General features: G+C 39.8%; 15 protein-coding genes and 4 tRNA genes. 12 read left to right on the top strand and 7 right to left on the bottom strand.

Translation table 11 applies throughout. The features are described from left to right. Positions 1–14: 14 nt before the first annotated feature. From CGC50_RS02000 to CGC50_RS01985, 4 genes are all read left to right on the top strand, one after another. The gene (locus CGC50_RS02000; RefSeq protein WP_095909473.1) at positions 15–1,202 is read left to right on the top strand and encodes a phosphoglycerate kinase; all 1,188 of its coding nucleotides are present in this window, start codon (positions 15–17) and stop codon (positions 1,200–1,202) included. Positions 1,203–1,500: 298 nt separating this feature from the next. Beyond that, positions 1,501–2,367, top strand: a complete 867-nt coding sequence (locus CGC50_RS01995; protein ID WP_095909472.1) for a DUF58 domain-containing protein — start codon at positions 1,501–1,503, stop codon at positions 2,365–2,367. 3 nt (positions 2,368–2,370) lie between these two features. Beyond that, entirely contained in the window at positions 2,371–3,972 is a 1,602-nt protein-coding gene (locus tag CGC50_RS01990) for an oxygen tolerance domain protein (RefSeq protein WP_095909471.1), read from the top strand. A gap of 4 nt (positions 3,973–3,976) precedes the next feature. After that, entirely contained in the window at positions 3,977–4,558 is a 582-nt protein-coding gene (locus tag CGC50_RS01985; protein ID WP_095909470.1) for a non-canonical purine NTP diphosphatase, read from the top strand. A gap of 36 nt (positions 4,559–4,594) precedes the next feature. On the opposite strand, the gene CGC50_RS01980 is transcribed toward CGC50_RS01985, so the two are convergent. From CGC50_RS01980 to CGC50_RS01955, 6 genes are all read right to left on the bottom strand, one after another. Beyond that, positions 4,595–4,669 (bottom strand) — tRNA-Pro (locus CGC50_RS01980). A 4-nt stretch (positions 4,670–4,673) separates the two neighbouring features. Further along, positions 4,674–4,747, bottom strand: a tRNA-Arg gene (locus tag CGC50_RS01975). Positions 4,748–4,785: 38 nt separating this feature from the next. Next, a tRNA-Pro gene (locus CGC50_RS01970) sits at positions 4,786–4,860 on the bottom strand. A 20-nt stretch (positions 4,861–4,880) separates the two neighbouring features. Further along, positions 4,881–4,964 (bottom strand) — tRNA-Ser (locus CGC50_RS01965). 236 nt (positions 4,965–5,200) lie between these two features. Continuing rightward, complete coding sequence (locus tag CGC50_RS01960) at positions 5,201–7,132, bottom strand: DUF349 domain-containing protein (protein WP_095909469.1); 1,932 nt, start codon at positions 7,130–7,132, stop codon at positions 5,201–5,203. Positions 7,133–7,287: 155 nt separating this feature from the next. Then, the gene (locus CGC50_RS01955; protein ID WP_095909468.1) at positions 7,288–8,019 is read right to left on the bottom strand and encodes a 16S rRNA (uracil(1498)-N(3))-methyltransferase; all 732 of its coding nucleotides are present in this window, start codon (positions 8,017–8,019) and stop codon (positions 7,288–7,290) included. A 219-nt stretch (positions 8,020–8,238) separates the two neighbouring features. On the opposite strand from CGC50_RS01955, the gene CGC50_RS01950 reads away from it, so the two are divergent. Genes CGC50_RS01950 through CGC50_RS01920 form a run of 7 tightly spaced genes read left to right on the top strand, consistent with a single transcriptional unit; the run spans position 8,239 to position 14,994 of the window. Further along, positions 8,239–8,802 carry a DUF1599 domain-containing protein gene (locus CGC50_RS01950; RefSeq protein ID WP_095909467.1) on the top strand — a complete coding sequence of 188 codons (564 nt, stop codon included), beginning with the start codon at positions 8,239–8,241 and terminating at the stop codon, positions 8,800–8,802. Further along, the gene (locus CGC50_RS01945) at positions 8,789–9,886 is read left to right on the top strand and encodes a BT_3928 family protein (RefSeq protein WP_095909466.1); all 1,098 of its coding nucleotides are present in this window, start codon (positions 8,789–8,791) and stop codon (positions 9,884–9,886) included. Before CGC50_RS01950 ends, CGC50_RS01945 begins: the two co-directional genes overlap by 14 nt. Next, positions 9,886–10,707, top strand: a complete 822-nt coding sequence (tatC, locus tag CGC50_RS01940; RefSeq protein ID WP_095909465.1) for a twin-arginine translocase subunit TatC — start codon at positions 9,886–9,888, stop codon at positions 10,705–10,707. The genes CGC50_RS01945 and tatC overlap by 1 nt, the downstream gene beginning before the upstream one ends. A gap of 10 nt (positions 10,708–10,717) precedes the next feature. Then, positions 10,718–11,368: a hypothetical protein gene (locus CGC50_RS01935; protein WP_002668218.1), complete on the top strand. Its 651-nt coding sequence runs from the start codon at positions 10,718–10,720 to the stop codon at positions 11,366–11,368. 54 nt (positions 11,369–11,422) lie between these two features. Then, entirely contained in the window at positions 11,423–13,381 is a 1,959-nt protein-coding gene (locus CGC50_RS01930) for a helicase associated domain-containing protein (RefSeq protein ID WP_095909464.1), read from the top strand. Next, positions 13,362–14,096, top strand: a complete 735-nt coding sequence (gene lptB / locus CGC50_RS01925) for an LPS export ABC transporter ATP-binding protein (RefSeq protein ID WP_002668457.1) — start codon at positions 13,362–13,364, stop codon at positions 14,094–14,096. Before CGC50_RS01930 ends, lptB begins: the two co-directional genes overlap by 20 nt. 52 nt (positions 14,097–14,148) lie before the next feature. Beyond that, the gene (locus tag CGC50_RS01920) at positions 14,149–14,994 is read left to right on the top strand and encodes a transketolase (RefSeq protein WP_095909463.1); all 846 of its coding nucleotides are present in this window, start codon (positions 14,149–14,151) and stop codon (positions 14,992–14,994) included. A 49-nt stretch (positions 14,995–15,043) separates the two neighbouring features. Here the strand turns inward: CGC50_RS01920 and CGC50_RS01915 are convergent, their stop codons facing one another. Beyond that, positions 15,044–16,111, bottom strand: coding sequence for a branched-chain amino acid aminotransferase (locus CGC50_RS01915; RefSeq protein WP_095909462.1), 1,068 nt, complete (start codon positions 16,109–16,111; stop codon positions 15,044–15,046). Between the two features lie 318 nt (positions 16,112–16,429). Between CGC50_RS01915 and nirK the strand changes: the two genes are divergently transcribed. Continuing rightward, positions 16,430–17,863 (top strand): copper-containing nitrite reductase, encoded by a 1,434-nt coding sequence (gene nirK, locus CGC50_RS01910; protein WP_095909461.1) that lies wholly within the window; start codon positions 16,430–16,432, stop codon positions 17,861–17,863. The last annotated feature ends 42 nt before the right edge of the window (positions 17,864–17,905 follow it).

Raw genomic sequence — 17,905 nt, 5'->3', positions numbered from 1 at the left:
TAAATTTATCATATATGAAGACCATCAATGATATCTCTTGCAAAGGCAAGAAAGTGTTGGTGCGTGTGGATTTCAATGTGCCTGTCAATGAACAATTTGAAATCACCGATACCACTCGTATTGAGGCGGCTAAGCCTACGATTATGAAAATCGTAAGGGATGGAGGTAGTGCTATTCTGCTCTCTCACTTTGGACGCCCTAAGGGTAAGGATGATAAGTATTCTTTCTCTCACTTGGTAAAACAAATTGGTCAAGTATTGGGGTTACCTACTCATTTTTCGCCTGATTGTATAGGTGATGTTGCTGAAAATACAGCTAAAAACCTACCTGTAGGGGAGGTACTCCTACTGGAAAATGTACGCTTCTATCCTGAGGAAGAAAAAGGAGATGAAGCTTTCGCCGCTAAGCTCGCTAAGCTTGGGGATATATATGTAAATGATGCTTTTGGTACTGCTCACCGTGCCCATGCTTCTACTACAATCTTAGCCAAGTTCTTCCCTCATGATAAGTACTTCGGTTATCTCCTTGCCAAGGAAATAGAAAGTATCGACAAGGTGATGAAATCAGGTGAAAAACCTGTAACGGCTATCTTAGGAGGCTCTAAGGTATCTTCCAAAATTACCATCATAGAAAATATTTTGGATAAGATAGACCATCTAATCATTGGTGGAGGGATGGCTTTTACCTTTGTCAAAGCACAAGGAGGACAGATAGGTAACTCTATCTGTGAGGAAGATAAGCTGGATTTGGCTTTGGATATTCTTAAAAAAGCTAAAGAAAAGGGTGTACAAGTACATCTCCCTGTGGATGTAATAGCAGCTAATGACTTCAATAACAATGCATCTACTCAGTTAGTGCCTATCGACCAAATCCCTAATGGATGGCAAGGCTTGGATGCTGGAGAAAAATCCTTGGAAATCTTCAAGAAAGTAATCTTGGCTTCTAAAACTATTCTTTGGAATGGCCCTGTAGGGGTGTTCGAAATGCCTAATTTTGCCAAAGGGACTATTGCAGTAGGCGAATTTGTCGCTGAAGCAACAGCAAAAGGAGCTTTCTCCTTAGTAGGAGGTGGCGACTCAGTAGCGGCAGTGAAACAATTTGGCTTCGAAAACAAGGTGAGCTATGTCTCTACCGGTGGAGGTGCCATGTTGGAAAGCTTGGAAGGAAAGATACTCCCAGGTATTAAGGCTATCAATGATTAATAGTAAATGATAAAAGGAATAAGGGCGAATTTTGATTCGCCCTTGTTTTATATAAAAAATATATAAAAATAAAATAGATTTCTTAATTGGATGATAATTTTTCTCCTATAGTAAAAAAATATTCCATTTTAAAAAAACTTTTAGAAAAAGTATTGTAGTTTTGCATGATATTTGTAGCAGTGATCAATGTTTAGTGATTAATGTTGGTGTAATAATAGTACTAACTATTGATAATTGATCATTAATCATTAATCATTAATAATTAACCATTGACTATTGATAATTAATCATTAAAAAATTGGATACAAAAGAAATTTTAAAGAAGGTAAGAAAGATAGAGATAAAGACCAAGAGGCTGAGTGACAACATCTTCGGAGGGGAATATCATTCTGCTTTCAAGGGGCGTGGGATGACCTTCAGCGAGGTACGCCCTTACCAATATGGAGATGATATCCGTAATATTGATTGGAATGTAACAGCTCGCTACAACGAAACCTATGTCAAGGTCTTTGAAGAAGAGCGAGAACTTACTCTCATGCTACTGGTGGATGTCAGTGGTAGTGAGCTCTTTGGTTCTTTACAACAGTTCAAAAATGAGATACTCACTGAAATAGCGGCTACCTTGGCCTTTGCCGCCCTGCAAAACAATGACAAGACAGGACTTATACTCTTCTCTGATCAGATAGAGCTCTATATCCCACCTAAGAAAGGGAAATCTCATATCTTACGTATCATACGAGAACTCATTGAGTTTCAGCCTAAGAACAAACAGACGGATATAGCCAAAGCTTTTGAGTTTCTCAATAAGATAACTAAGAAGAAAACCATTACTTTTGTACTATCGGATTTTATAGGGAATGATTACCAAAAACCTCTACAGATAGCCGCTCGTAAGCATGACCTGACAGGTATACGCTTATATGACCCTAGAGAAATGACCCTGCCTAATGTAGGGGTGATATTGGCCAAAGATGCTGAGACAGAAGAACTCTCTTATATAGATACTACCTCAAGTAAGGTACAAAAAGCTTATGAGGCTTTCTATAAGGAGCGAACCAACTATTTCGAGAGAACCTTCCGGCGCTTGGGAGCAGGAATACTTCAGTGCCGCACCGATGAGAGTTATACCAAGAAACTATTAGGATATTTCAAATATAGGGCTTAAGCTATGCAAACAAAAATATATCTCCTTTTTCTGCTGTTGCCTTTCCTCTCTTATGGGCAACAGGTGAAAATTTCGGCAGCCCCTGATCGCAGTGAGATGAAAATAGGGGAACAGATTCATTATAAAATTGCTGTAGAAGCCGACTCTACCGCCAGGGTTTCCTTTCCCGATGCGCAACAGTTTGCTCCCTTTGAGGTCGTTAGCCAGACTCCTGTGGATACCTTCAAGGAGCGTGACCGATTCCGATTGATTAAGGAATATGCTCTCACTCAGTTCGATTCAGGACATTATACCCTGCCTTCGCTGCGAATTGGGGTTAATAAGGATCAGTACCAGACTGATTCTCTCTCTTTTGTGGTTCATGATGTGGTCTTGGATACTCTTAAGCAGCCTCTCTATCCTATAAAGCCAGCTATAGAAGTAAAAAAAGCTAAGAGTGATAGCTCTTTTTGGTATTGGATAGTAGGAGGGATTGTATTTTTGACTGTACTTTTTAGTCTTTATTGGTTTTTTATCAGGAAAAAGAAAGGCCAACAATTGGATACAGAGGCAGCACTACCTCCTTTTGACAGGGCATTACTCAAGCTCAAAAACTTGCAAAATTCTCGCTATTTGTTAGAATCCAATCACAAGGAATATTATTCCGTTCTCACAGATATTATTCGTAAGTATTTGGAAGAAGAGATACATATCACCGCTACAGAAAGTACCACTGATGAGCTTTTAGCCAAACTACAAGTATTCTTGGATGCAGGAAAGCTCCATCTCTCTTCTCAAGTAATGGATGAACTCAGAACGGTATTGAAGAAAGCCGATTTGGTTAAGTTTGCCAAGTCCAAACCCGAGGATTACGAGGCTGAGAGTGATCGCAAGGCCATAGAGTCTATCGTGGTAAAAACCAATGAAGGGCTACCTGATATGACCCAAGAAGAGGATATGCAGGACGAATATCAGCGTATAAGGCTTGAAAAACAGCGAAAAAGCAAGCGGAGAAAATATATAATCACCCTATCGGCAGCGGTAGTACTGCTTTTTGCTTTGTTAGCAGGTACTTGGTATGCCTTTACCATAGGTAAAGAAAAGACTTTCAATACAGAACATTGGATCACCAGCTCCTATGGCTATCCTGCTGTTACTCTCTCTACTCCAGAGGTGCTCAAAAGGGAAAAGAAAGCCAATGAGTTAGACCGCTTCACTTATATTACTTCCGATAGTCCGATTTCTATCATGTTGATTACTAATAGCTTGAAGGAATATCTAAGCGAGTTTTATACAGGACAAGAAGGGGAGGCTTCTCAAGAAAGAACCCAAGAAGAGCTCAACGAATTAGTTCTTAGGATGATAGAAAAGGAGCTAAAGAAATACTTCAAAGGGGAGAATATACTCATAAAAGATGATACTTACACCACAGCACAAGGGGTAGCTGGGCACAAGGTATTTGGCTCTTTTACACAAAAGGAAAAAGAGGTGAGAAAGATGCGCTATCAGAGTTACTTCTTTATAAGAGGAGAGGCTATTCAGATGATTCTTTTTACCTATCCTGAGGATGAAAAGATAGTAAGTAGCTCCTTGGTTGAGAAAATTATGACAACTGTAAAAATGTAATCAAATGAAATTGGTATTTGCTACTCATAATAAGAATAAACTAAAGGAGGTACAGAGTATGCTCCCTGCTGATATAGAACTCCTTACTTTGGACGAAATCGGCTGCTTTGAGGATATTCCTGAGACTTCTCCCACTATAGAAGAAAACGCACTGCAAAAGGCGCTATATGTAAAAGAGAAATATGGATATGATGTCTTTGCTGATGATACAGGCTTGGAAGTTGAGGCTTTGAACAATGCTCCTGGGGTATATTCAGCACGGTATGCTGGGGAAGAGAAAAATAATGAAGCTAATATATCCCTATTGCTCAAGAATATGGAGGGTAAAGGGGAAAGACAGGCTCGCTTCAAGACTGTTTTTGCCCTTTGTGTAGGGGAACAACATTATTCTTTTGAAGGGATAGCCCAAGGGGAGATCACTCAAGAACGTAGGGGAGAAGGTGGTTTTGGCTATGATCCTGTATTTTTACCCAAAGGGGAAAAACTTACTTTTGCCCAAATGACTCCTCAAGAAAAAAATAACATAAGTCACCGAGGAAAAGCCTTGGATAAATTAGTAGCTTTCTTTCAAAAAAGGGAACTATAAAAAAGTAGGGAGGAAGATATATAAGAAGTATTATTGTCGGGGTGGCAGGATTCGAACCTACGACCTCCTGGTCCCAAACCAGGCGCGATAACCGGACTACGCTACACCCCGAAGGTGATCACGACAGGATTCGAACCTGTGACCGTCTGCTTAGAAGGCAGATGCTCTATCCAACTGAGCTACGTGACCTCAAATTTAAAAAATTAACTATGCCACAAAAAATAAAGTCGGGGTGGCAGGATTCGAACCTACGACCTCCTGGTCCCAAACCAGGCGCGATAACCGGACTACGCTACACCCCGAATAAGTTAAGATAAAAAAGCGGAGAGACTGGGACTCGAACCCAGGCGACAGTTACCCGCCGACAGATTAGCAATCTGCTCCGTTACCACTCCGGCACCTCTCCTAAACCATAACTATAAACTCACTATTGCAAATAATAATAACTCTTAATTGCGGGTGCAAAGATACAACTTTTTTTTGTATTTACAAATATTTTGAATGATTTTTTTTCTTTAAAAATAAAGAATTGAAAATCAATATAGTTATATCAAGGAAAGAAAAACTGCCCTCTTTACAAGAGCAGTTTTTACAAATAGTATGACACTCTTTTCGGAATTATTCCAGTAGAAATGCTCTCCCTTAGGCTTTTTCCTCCGCAGTGACAGCTTCTTCCTTAGCTTCTTTTAGGCGAAGTTCTTTTAATTTTTCTTCCCATAGAGTTAAGGATTCTCGATGATCATGAAGGCTCTTTACTGCCTCTCTCATCAGAGGATGCTTTTCGTCCATATTGGTGAAGAATTGTAAGTTGTTCTCCAATTGTAGAATTTCCTTACGGGTATCTTCTATTTTCTTGCGGATGAAGATTTCTTCTCGCATAAGAGAGTTACTTCCTTCAGGGAGATGATCAAGCTTGTTATTGTATTTGATAAGTTCTATTTGCTTTTTATCGAAATTCAATTTCTTATAGATAGCCTCCATAATTTTATTGAATCGGGTGTCTACCATACGCAATCTTTCAGGAAGTTTGCCTAAAGCATTCCATTTTTCTTGGAAATCTTCAAGGACTTTTATGTCTTCCTCTTTATTGCCTGTAAGGACGAAAGCTTTTAGCTGATCAAGGAGTGCTTTTTTCTGTTCTATATGAGCATCTTCTTCCTTGTGCTGTTTCTTTCTTTCCTTGTGTAGTCTGTCGAAATAATGGTTACAAGCGCCTCGGAATTCTTCCCACAAGGCATTGGAGAGCTTGCGAGGGATTGCTCCTATCTGTTTCCAATCTTCTTGGATTTTTTGGATAAGAGGGGTTACCACTTCCCAGTCAGAGCTATCTTTGTGCTCATTGGCAATAGCAATCAGTTCTTGGCGTTTTGCTATGTTCTCATTTTGAGTCTTTTTATTCTCTTTGTAGAAGTGGTTCTTTTGCTTGCTGAAAGTGCGTATAGCTTCGATGAATCGTTGCCAAATAGGTTCAGAATCTTCCTGAGGTACACGACCTATCTTTTGGAACTCTTCGCGCAATTCGTTCACCCTTGCAATGGCTTTTTGGTAATCATTGTGAGAGGAGAATTGTTGTTTGTTGATTTCTTCTATTTGGCTAATTACGCCCAATTTTTTATGTTTGTTATCTACAAAAGAAGCCTCTAAGCGCTTGAGGAAGGCTTGTCGCTTATCGTGAATTTCCTTAGTAATAGTACTGAACTCTTCCCATAGCTTTTCACGGTATTCTTTTTCCACAGGTCCGGTTTCCTCCTTCCAGATTTTGTGAAGAAGTTGTAATTCGCGGAAAGCCTTCTGAATATCAGCTTCCTGAAGAAGTTCTTTTGCTCTTGCTATCAGTTTGTTTTTCTTTTCCAAGTTTTGCTTGAAATCGTTTTCTTGATAGTTACGCGTGAGGCTCAGATAGTCAAAGAAGTTATCTGTATGATGATTGAAGTTATTCCAAATGTCATTATAATGTTCTCTAGGGACAGCTCCTATCTCATACCATTTTTTCTTCAGGTCAAGGAATTTGCGCAAGAGGGTATTGGTATCCCATGCGATATCGTCCTTGCCCAAGGAAACAAGATTCTTTATTTCATTGATAATCTCTTGTTTACTTTCTAAGTTTTTCTTGAGATCTCCTTCTATTTGTTTTTGATAAGCAGCTTTTTGTTGTTTGTATAGCTGATAAGTTTTGTAGAAGGTATCACGAATAGGAAGGGAGAAAGAAAAATCTTTTTCTTCAGCCCCCTCTTCGCTTAGGAATTGTTGTTTTTTCTCTTCTATAAGCTGAGCATAGTGGTTATCAAAGGCTTTTTTAATAGCCTCTACGTGAGTCTTGATAGAAGGGATTTTTTCAGTATCTATGAGTTTTTTCAGCTCATGCTGTAGTGTTTCCAAATCCATATTCTCATAATTGAGCATAGGAATATCATGTCGTTTTTTCTCCTCCGCATCTTCGGCACTGCGAGCATTCTCCTGCTGGATTTCATTTAAGAAATCGGGAGATGATTCAAGAGAGGTGTTTTCTAGCTTCTCCTGCAAGGGAGTTTCCAAAGAAACTTCGTTGATGGATTTTTTTTCGTTTTCTGACATTGAATGAAATACTATTGTGATTAATTTTCCCCAAAATTACAATTTTTTCGTCAATTTGCCAAAAAAAATCGCAAAAAAATTGTAAATATCCTGAAAATAAAGACGAGGGACTCTTATAAAAGATTGAAAATAAATACAATAGAAGACTGAAAAAATTACTTTTTTCTTTGAAAAATATCGGAAATACAGCTACAAGCGACGATGGCAGCGGTTTCCGTGCGTAATCGGTTAGGGGATAAAGAGACAGGTAGGAACCCCTTGGAGCATGCTTTTTGGATTTCTCTTTGAGAAAAATCTCCTTCAGGGCCTATGAGTACCCAAAGATTGGTGGTCTCTTGAGGAAGCTCCTCAAGCCTATCCAATAGGAGTACACGTGCTCCTTCTTGGCAGTGGGCGACATATTTTCCAACACTATTACTCTCTATGGTATCCAACCATTCAAGTAGGCTTATGGGAGGGTTCAGTTGTGGCTTATAGCATTGTAGGGATTGTTTCATGGCCGAGAGGAGAATTTTCTCAAAGCGCTCGGTTTTGATTGTCTTTCTCTCAGAATGATCGCATAGGATAGGTGTAACCTCATGTACACCTATTTCAGTGGCTTTTTCTAAGAACCACTCATAGCGTTCGTTCATCTTGGTAGGGGCAACAGCTATATGTAAGTGGTAAGCTGGGGTAGGGGCGAGGCTATGAGAGAGGATATGGGCAGTGCATTTTTTGTCTGTAATATATTGTATCTGTGCTTCATACAGGTATCCTCTGCCATCGGTGATGTGGAGTAGATCTCCCGTTTTTTTTCGTAATACCTTGTGAATGTGGTTGCTCTCTTCCTTGTCAAAGGTAACTTCTTGTACTTGAGGATATAGGGAATCGTTGTAGAATAATTGCATGGTTTTTGGGGCAAAGATACTATTTTTATTTGATATATACCTTAATATCTTGGGTTAAAAAATAGTTTGAATAAGTTGGAAAATTATTTTGAATATCAAAATATTTTTTATACTTTTGTTCCGTAAAACAAATAATCTTTTGCTAAGGTTAAAGATTTGTTATTTTTTTAGATTTCTTGTTTTTTTAAACGAATTTTACGGCAATTTTCTAAAGCAGTTATGGATAAAACCATTTCCCAATATAATAAGGTAATAGCACACTGTCAGTCTATTTTTTCTTATAAGATGAAGGATTATGGGAGTGCCTGGAGAACCCTTCGCTTGCCTTCACTTACGGATCAGATATATATTAAAGTACAGCGTATACGCACCCTTCAGGAGACTAAAGAACGAAAAATACAGGAAGATGAGACTACCGAGTTTGTAGCAATAGTCAATTATTCCATCATGGCACTGATACAAATAGAAAAGTCAGTAGTTAATGAACCTGATCTGAATTACGAACAAGCACTATCCCTCTATGAGCAGATGGTGGAGGAGACACGCGCACTAATGCTCCGCAAAAATCATGATTACGGGGAAGCATGGCGCAGTATGCGTATTAGTTCTCTAACGGATTTGATCTTTCAAAAAGTTCTTAGAATCAAACAAATAGAAGATAATGATGGAAAAACGCTTATCAGTGAAGGAGTTAAGGCCAATTATCAAGATATGATAAACTATGCTATTTTTGCACTGATTCTTTCGCAAGAAAATAATATAAAAAACAATGAAAAAAATTAGCGTTTCTTTGGTACGCCTCTTAGTAGGGGTGGTATTTATTATTAGTGGTTTTGTGAAGCTGGTCGATCCTGTAGGCTTCTCTTTCAAACTGGAAGAATACTTCGAACCCCATGTACTTGACATGCCCTTTTTTATTCCTTATGCCTACCCTATAGCTATTTTTGTGGTGGCATTTGAACTTATTCTGGGAGTGTTGTTGCTTTTGGGGTATCTGAGAAATTTTACGCTACTTTCTCTCTTAGGGCTAACTATTTTCTTCGGTTTTCTTACCTTCTATAGTGCTTATTATAACAAAGTTACAGATTGTGGTTGTTTTGGAGATGCACTGAAGTTTACCCCTTGGGGATCTTTTACCAAGGATATGGTACTCTTGGTATTGGCAGCTGCACTGTGGTATGCTCGTGGATATATAAGCCCTCTCTTCTCACCCCAAAAATGTCTTACTATATTGGTAATCACGGTGCTTGCTTGTATGGGATTGGTATACTACACTCACAATCACTTACCTATAATTGATTTTCGTCCTTATAAAGTAGGGGTGGATATCAATAAGGAAAAGGAAATTCCCGCCAATGCTCCCAAGGCAGTATATGATTATCATTGGAAATTCAAAGTAGGGGACAAAGAACAGATTATTACCACTCAAGGGGCTTACCCCGAAGTGGAAGGAGGTACCTACATTTCTGTAAAAACAGAGCTCGTTTCCAAGGGGTATGAGCCTCCTGTTCACGATTTTGTGATAATGAAAGACGCAGAGGATGTTACCAATCAAATACTTGCTGAACCCAAGTTACTTTTGGTTACTTCTTATGATCTGGGAAAAGCCAATTTGGAGGGTTTCCGTCCTATCAAAGAACTGACAGATAAGGCTCTCAAGCAAGGGTACAAGGTCATAGGACTTACTCCTTCTCCTGAGAAAGCTCAGGAACTATTGGGACAATATGGACTTTCTTTTGATTTCTATGCGATGGATGTTACCCCGCTGAAAACAATGGTACGTGCCAATCCAGCGGTGATTCGCTTAGAGAGAGGTACGATCAAGCAAAAAGTAAATTATAACGATACTCAAAAAATAGATTTGTAATGGAGAGACCTCAAGAGGAAATGTCTTTTCTTGACCATTTGGAAGTGTTGCGCTGGCATGTGATTCGCTCTATCGTTGTTGTCATCACTGTAGCTCTCTTAGCCTTTTTCTTTAAGAGTTACATTTTCAAATATGTGATTCTACCCCATACCATGGGGAACTTTCCTACGTACAAATTTTTCTGTGAGATAGGGCGGTTCTTAGGTTCTGAAACAGATTTCTGTAATGACCGTTTGCCACTGGTGATACAGAATAGAACGATGACAGGACAGTTCTCGGCCACCCTATGGATTTCATTTTGGACAGGTATTGTAGTTGGATTCCCCTACCTGATGTATGAGATGTGGCGCTTTATCTCCCCAGGGCTCTATGAAAAGGAGAGAAAAATGGCACGAGGATTCATAGGGGTTACTTCTGTATTATTCTTTGTTGGGGTACTTTTTGGGTACTATGTCATAGCCCCTCTATCGATTCATTTCTTTGCTACCTACTCTGTCGTAGGAGGAGAGCAAATGGTTAAGAATGAGATAGATATAGCTTCTTATATAGATATGCTACGCTCTTCAGTTATCTCTTGCGGGCTTATCTTTGAGCTACCTGTGATAATCTATTTCTTAGCAAAATTAGGAATTGTTACTCCCGACTTCATGCGCAAGTATCGTAAGCATGCCATTATAGTTACCTTAATCGTTGCTGCAATTATCACTCCCCCTGATGTGGCCAGTCAGGTGATCGTCTCTATTCCTATACTTATACTCTATGAGGCAAGTATATTTGTGGCCAAATATGTACAGAAAAGACAAAAAATTAAATTAAATTGATATACCAAAAATGAATTTTACTCCTGATTTAGAGCAGATACCTCATTGGTTGACGTTAAAAAAAATCTGTAAGGCACAAGCCGTATTGGACTTGCTTATCTGTGGACAAGAGTTCGAGACTTATCACCGATATGCACCAGCTATTCAAGAAGAATATGAGGGACAAGAAGCACGTATAGGCTTTGATTTTGAGGAAGAAGATGGCCCTTCCCTTCATTTGTTCTTCACAGAGAAAGGGTGTATCATCGTCCCCAGTGTCTGTGAGAATTTTCAGACAGTTTCAGCTGATTTTGAAAAACGGATTCCTAAGGAATTTCAGGCTTTCTATCGAAAAAATTATCACGAACAGGATATTCCTTTTGTGATCTATGCTCAAGAGAATAAGCCTTGGGAACTTATTTGGCAGTTCGAGACTGAGCAAGAGATATTTACCCTAAAGCACCTCTCGACTGACCCAGAGTTCTATAAGGATTGGGCTACTATTTTCTTTGGAGAGGAAACAGAATATCTCAATGATGAAGCTTCTTTGGAGACTATCGAAAAGCTGTACAAAGGGGAAGTTCTCACAGAGAAAATGGTGTATTCTATAGTATCCAATGTACAAGATTGGCTTTTCTTAGAAGAGGAATTCAATCACATGCCTTATCGTTTTGATTTCTAAAAAATAAATCACCTTACTCTTGAGAAGAGTTCTTTTCTTTTTTAGTCTACTATAATGCAACTGAGAGAATTATTAAGAAATAGTAAAATAAGCTTACGAACCTATAGTATTTGCCTACAGCAACAGTGGCATACCTTGGAGGATATTCGCAATTATTATCGCGAACAGGGGTATTTTATGTCTGTAGAAAATACAGATACTTATATAGAGGAGGAGCTTAAAAGTATTATATTTACGACTTTTGAAGAATCCTTTTCCGACATTCCCTATGAACCTTCTCACTTCAGTATAGATACCTTGTCGCCTGCTGCTCAAGAGATTCTCCAGGAGTATATAGGGATGCTCACAGAGTCCCTCTCTCCTAGACTAAAAACTGTGATTAATACCTATTTTAGGCAAGGAGTACCTTTGCAGATTTTCTGTGAATATGCCTTAGATCCATTGTGTAAATCTTTTAAAATGAAAGGAATAGGACGTAGAAATGGAGGGGAATTTCATGCCTATTTCGAGCATATAAAGAAATTTGTTACTGCACTATCCACAATAACAGATCCCGAGCAGTTGCCTGAGTTTAAGAAAAAGTTTTTTATACAAAGTATCTATCCTATAGAGAAAATTCCTAAGGAGGTGACCCTATTGGGAATTTTTAAAATTGCAGATTATTTTCTCAAGACTCCAGCCTTGTTCGATGAAAGTAAAATAGCACTTTTTTCTAAGGCGTTTAGGATCTATAATCAGACACAAGGTGCAAAGCTTAAGACCATAGGCAAGCAGATGCAGATTACTCATGAGCGAGTAAGGCAAATTCGCAATCAGGCTGTTTTAGATTTTCTTAGCAAACTAACAATCATTCAGTCCTTTGAAACAGATCTATTCGCTCGTGGTCAGATAGATATTTCCTCGGAAGTACTCTCTCTCTCCCCTGAGCAAGTACAATGGATCAACCAACAGAGCCATACTGATTTTACGGAGAATTTTATTTATTTTATCCTTCATATCTATTTAGAGCGATTCAGTATAGTAGGGAACCTTGCCGATGTATTGTATCTGCGTTTTTCACAGAAGAAAACCAGACATAATTGGAAGGGAATCTATTTGGTTTCCAGTGAAATAGCATCTGTACTACCATGGGAAAAGCTGGTAGAGAGTGTAAGTGAACTCCTTAAGGAAAAGGTAGAAAAGGACTATGGCTTGCCATTAAACGAGTACCTACTAAAGTTTAGGAAAGCCGATGCTGCTCTTTGTGAGCGAATGATACCTATAGTAGCTCATGTACTAAAGGGAGAGTTTTCTCTCAGAGTAGAAGAGGGGATGCTCATCATTCCTCGCAATACTTACAAACAGATTCATGAGTATGCTTATGAAGCCTTGGATATATTAGGGAAACCCTCATCAGTGAATGAAATTACAGAAAAAGTTAAAGAGCTATACCCCAATACTCATATTACCCATACAGGAGTCCGTTCGGCACTGAGAAGAGCCTATGGCTTTATTCCTATGGGGAGAAGTAGTTACTTTGGGCTCAAAAAATGGGAGAAAAGTATAAAGAATTTCAAGGGAGGAACCATTAGAGACATCGTCAGGGAATATTTGCAAGACAAGAGTTTGCCCATCTCCCTTAAGGAAATCATTCAATACTTAGCTCCATATAGACCTAATGCCCATTCTAAAAGTGTATTGACCAATCTCAAAGCTGATGCTTCAGATACCTTTGTTTTTTTTCAGCGATCCTATGTAGGGCTGAAAGGGAAGGAATACCCTGAGGATTACGAGATTATCATAGAAAAGGCAGTAAAAAAGCGCACATGGGAGGAGAATTACAACTCATTGTCTGATTTTGTACAGAAAAATGGTCGCTTGCCCATGTCCTCAGAGAAAACACCACAGGCCATTATTCTATACAGATGGATCAGTGTACAGAAAAACCTTATCAAGAACCATAGGCTTACCCCAGAAAAAGAAAAATTATTTCAAGAATTGATCAAAGTAAAATATGAAAACACTAAGAGCTGAAAATATAGTCAAAGAATACAAAGGAAGAAGAGTGGTCAAAGGGATTTCCTTGGAAGTAAAACAAGGAGAGATCATAGGTCTTCTGGGGCCTAATGGAGCTGGGAAGACTACCTCTTTTTATATGATAGTAGGTTTTATAAAGCCCAATGCTGGGCATATCTATCTGAATAATACAGAGATTACTAAGTTTCCTATGTACAAGCGTGCTCAGCATGGGATAGGATACTTAGCCCAAGAGCCCAGTGTCTTTAGAAAGATGAGTATAGAGGATAATATACTTTCGGTACTACAGCTTACCAAGCTCAGTAAGAAAGAGCAGATCCATAAGATGGAGTCCCTTATTGATGAGTTCAACCTAGGGCATATTCGCAAGAATAGGGGAGACCTACTCTCTGGAGGGGAGCGCCGACGCACCGAGATAGCACGCGCCTTGGCTACTAGCCCTGACTTTATCCTCTTGGATGAACCCTTCGCAGGGGTAGACCCTATCGCTGTGGAAGATATACAGAATATTGTCTTTCAGCTCAAGAACAAGAATATAGGTATTCTTATTACCGACCACCGTGTAGAGGTAACCCTCCCAGCCACAGACCGTACTTACCTTATGTACGAAGGAGGCATACTCAAGGCCGGTCTACCAGAGGAATTGGCCTATGATCCTATGGTACGAGAAGTGTATCTGGGGAATAATTTTGAACTTAAGAAAAGAAATTAAAATATTGATAACGAGTATTTTATAAAATAAACACACATAAAATTATAGTAAAATGTCAGATATTCAACAACTTACTGACCTTACCACCCAAGTGCGTAGGGATATTTTGAGAATGGTACACGGAGTTAGCTCTGGACACCCAGGCGGCTCATTGGGCTGTGCTGAGTTCTTAGTCTGCCTATATAATGAGGTAATGGACATCAAGCTACCTTTTACGATGGATGGGAAGGGAGAAGATCTATTTTTCCTTTCCAATGGGCATATTTCGCCTGTATTCTATAGCGTATTGGCTCGTCGGGGTTTCTTTCCAGTCAGCGAACTGTCTACTTTTCGTAAGCTCGACACACGCTTACAGGGGCATCCTACTCCATGCGAAGGTTTGGAAGGGATACGTATAGCCTCAGGTTCTTTAGGGCAAGGTCTTTCAGTAGCCATAGGTGCTGCTTTGGCTAAGAAGCTCAACGGAGACTCTCACCTGGTCTATACCCTACATGGAGATGGAGAACTACAAGAAGGACAGATATGGGAAGGAGCGATGTATGCTGCTGGCAAAGGGGTAGACAACCTTATCGCAACCGTCGATTACAATGGCAAACAGATAGATGGGCCTACCGATAAAGTACTCCCCTTAGGAGATCTCAAGGCTAAGTTTGAGGCTTTTGGCTGGAGTGTGGTAACCATAGAAAAAGGAAATGATATCGCAGCTATCTTGGAAGGACTCAAAGTAGCAAAAGCACTTACAGGCAAAGGAAAACCTGTATGTATACTCCTTCATACCGAGATGGGACATGGGGTAGACTTCATGATGGGTACCCATGCATGGCATGGCAAGGCACCCAATGACGAACAATTGGCCAAAGCATTGGCTCAAAATCCCGAAACCCTTGGTGATTATTAAGCATAAAAAAGGCTGCCCTACTGGGGCAGCCTCTTTTTTTCTCTAAGAATTAGACTCTTACACGCCATCCGAAAGGATCTTCAGACTTATTATATTGTATATTAAGTAAGAATTCTTTGATACGCTTGGCGTAACTATCCTCCAAATCAGGTAAACGATATTCCTTACCCTCATAGCTAAATGCATTTACGGGGCTGATTACTGCTGCGGTTCCGCAACCAAAAATTTCCTTGAGGGTACCCTTGCTGGCTACTTCCAATACCTCTGTTACTGTGATAGAGCGAGACTCAATGGCAATACCCAACTTCTCTGCTACAGCAAAGACACTCTTGCGAGTGACCCCATCCAAGATACGTTCGGTAGGAGGAGGAGATATTAGGGTATCTCCTATACGAATTACCACATTCATGGTACCACATTCTTCTAACTTCTGGTGAGTGGCATCATCCGTCCAGATAATTTGTTGATAACCTTCCTCTTTAGCCAAGGCAGTAGGGTAGAATTGTCCAGCATAGTTACCTCCTGTTTTAGCAAACCCTACACCTCCATTGGCTGCACGGCTATAGTGATCGGCTATTTTCACTTTTAGTTCTCCTCCTTTGTAATAGCTCTGTACAGGAGAGGTGATGATCATAAAGCGATATTCAGTAGAAGGATTGGCTTGCACTCCAGCAGAAGTTGCAATCATGAACGGGCGTAAGTATAGAGCATTACCCAGTCCTGGTTGTATCCATAGTCGGTCTAAATCCACCAGAGTTTTTAGTGCCTTGTCAAAAAGTTCTTCAGGGAACTCTGGCATGGACATACGCTTACAAGATTTGTTCATGCGCGCATAGTTTTCCGTAGGACGGAAGAGGAATACCTCCCCGCGGTCATCTTTGTAAGCCTTCATCCCTTCGAAAATGGTCTGTCCATAGTGGAATACACTAAGGGAAGGTTCTACAGAGAAAGGCCCATAAGGCACTATACGAGCATCTTGCCATTGTCCATTCTTATAATCACAGATGAACATATGGTCAGAGAAGATTTGCCCAAAGTTAAGTTTTGAGAAATCAACCTCAGATAGCCTACTTTTGGCTACTTTTTCAATAGAGATGGGAAGATTGGTTGTATCCATTATATTCTTTTTTAGCGCAAAGATACGAAATTAATAAGTAATGGCTTATAAATCACGATTAATTAACGTAATTTTGATTTTGTCTCTTGATTCTTCCCTAAATCATGCTATACGAGTTTGTAACTTTAAACATATCGTTACAATCTTTTCAATTCCTTTTACGGAAAATATCTGTAGTAAAAACTTCTAATTTGTATTCATGCTTTAGCTATTTAGGTTTTATTTCTTTATAAAACCCTTTTTTATTTTTTTGTGTTAAAATGTTTGTATTTAAAAAAATTAAGTACTACTTTTGTGCCACATATAAAGTACTAATAAATGAAAAAGTATACCCAAAAACTAACAATTCTTCTCGCGCTTTCTCTCCTTGTAGGAGCTTGTGGAGGCAGCGAACCCGAAAAAACAACAACCCCCATCCCCACCACAGATATTCCTGTAGAAGGAGAAGCTGTAGTCGCAGAGCTTACCTCTCCACCTCATGTACCTAAGCCAGTAGGCACACGTAAAGCGATGAAGCTAAAAGTAGACTTGGAGATTATTGAGAAAGAAGGAGAAATCATGGATGGTACCAAGTATCTCTTTTGGACTTTTGGAGGTACTGTACCAGGAAGCTTTATCCGTACTCGAGTAGGTGACGAGGTAGAGTTTACTCTGAAGAACCACCAAGACAACAAGCTTCCCCACAACATAGACCTTCATGCTGTAACAGGACCTGGAGGAGGAGCAGAAGCCTCCTTGGTAGCTCCCGGTCAGCAACGTACCTTCAGCTTCAAGTGCCTTAACCCAGGACTCTATGTATACCACTGTGCTCAAGCCCCTGTGCCCTTGCACATCGCCAATGGGATGTATGGACTGATCTTAGTAGAACCCGAAGGAGGACTTCCCCCAGTGGATAAAGAGTACTACGTGATGCAAGGAGACTTCTATACTGATGGAGCCTATGGAGCAGGCGGTACTCAAGCCTTCAATCAAGACAAAGCCTTGGCTGAAAAGCCTGATTATGTACTCTTCAACGGAAAGGTAGGTTCCCTTACCCAAGATGGAGCTCTTACAGCCAATCCTGGAGAAACTGTCCGCCTATTTGTAGGAAATGGAGGACCTAATATGGTATCCTCATTCCACGTAATTGGAGAAATATTTGATCGTGTACATGTAGAAGGAGGAAAACTTACCAATGAAAATGTACAGACTACCCTTATCCCTGCTGGAGGGGCTGCTATTGTAGAGTTCAAAGTAGATGTGCCAGGCTCCTATGTACTGGTAGACCACTCCATCTTCCGCGCTTTTAACAAAGGTGCTTTGGGATTATTGGTAGCCAAAGGGGAAGAGAATCGTAAGATATATGGTAAGAATGAACCTAAACCCTACGTATCGGATGTCACTATAGCAGTAACTCCTAAAGAAGATGTGATTGTCAATAAGACAAAAGAACAACAAATAGCCGATGGAAAGGTAATCTATACCAAGACTTGTGTGGCTTGTCACCAAGCACAAGGACAAGGATTAGAGGGAGCTTTTCCTCCACTGGCCAAATCAGACTTTCTTAATGCCGATGTAGATAGAGCTATCGACATAGTACTACACGGGAAACAAGGAGAGGTAACCGTAAATGGAAAGAAATATAACAATGTAATGACCCCTCAGCCACTTTCTGTACAGGAAGTAGCCGATGTACTTACCTATGTCTATAACACTTGGGATAATAGCAAAAAGGTTGTTACTCCAGAAATGGTACAAAAGATAAAGAAATAACAGGATGAAAAGGGGGGCTTTTTGTGCCCCCCTTATTTTTTA

Origin of the sequence: Capnocytophaga gingivalis, from assembly GCF_002302415.1 — a bacterium.
Lineage (GTDB): Bacteria > Bacteroidota > Bacteroidia > Flavobacteriales > Flavobacteriaceae > Capnocytophaga > Capnocytophaga gingivalis.
The sequence above is the reverse complement of the archived record's forward strand: the minus strand, read 5'-3'. Positions and strand labels throughout refer to the sequence as shown.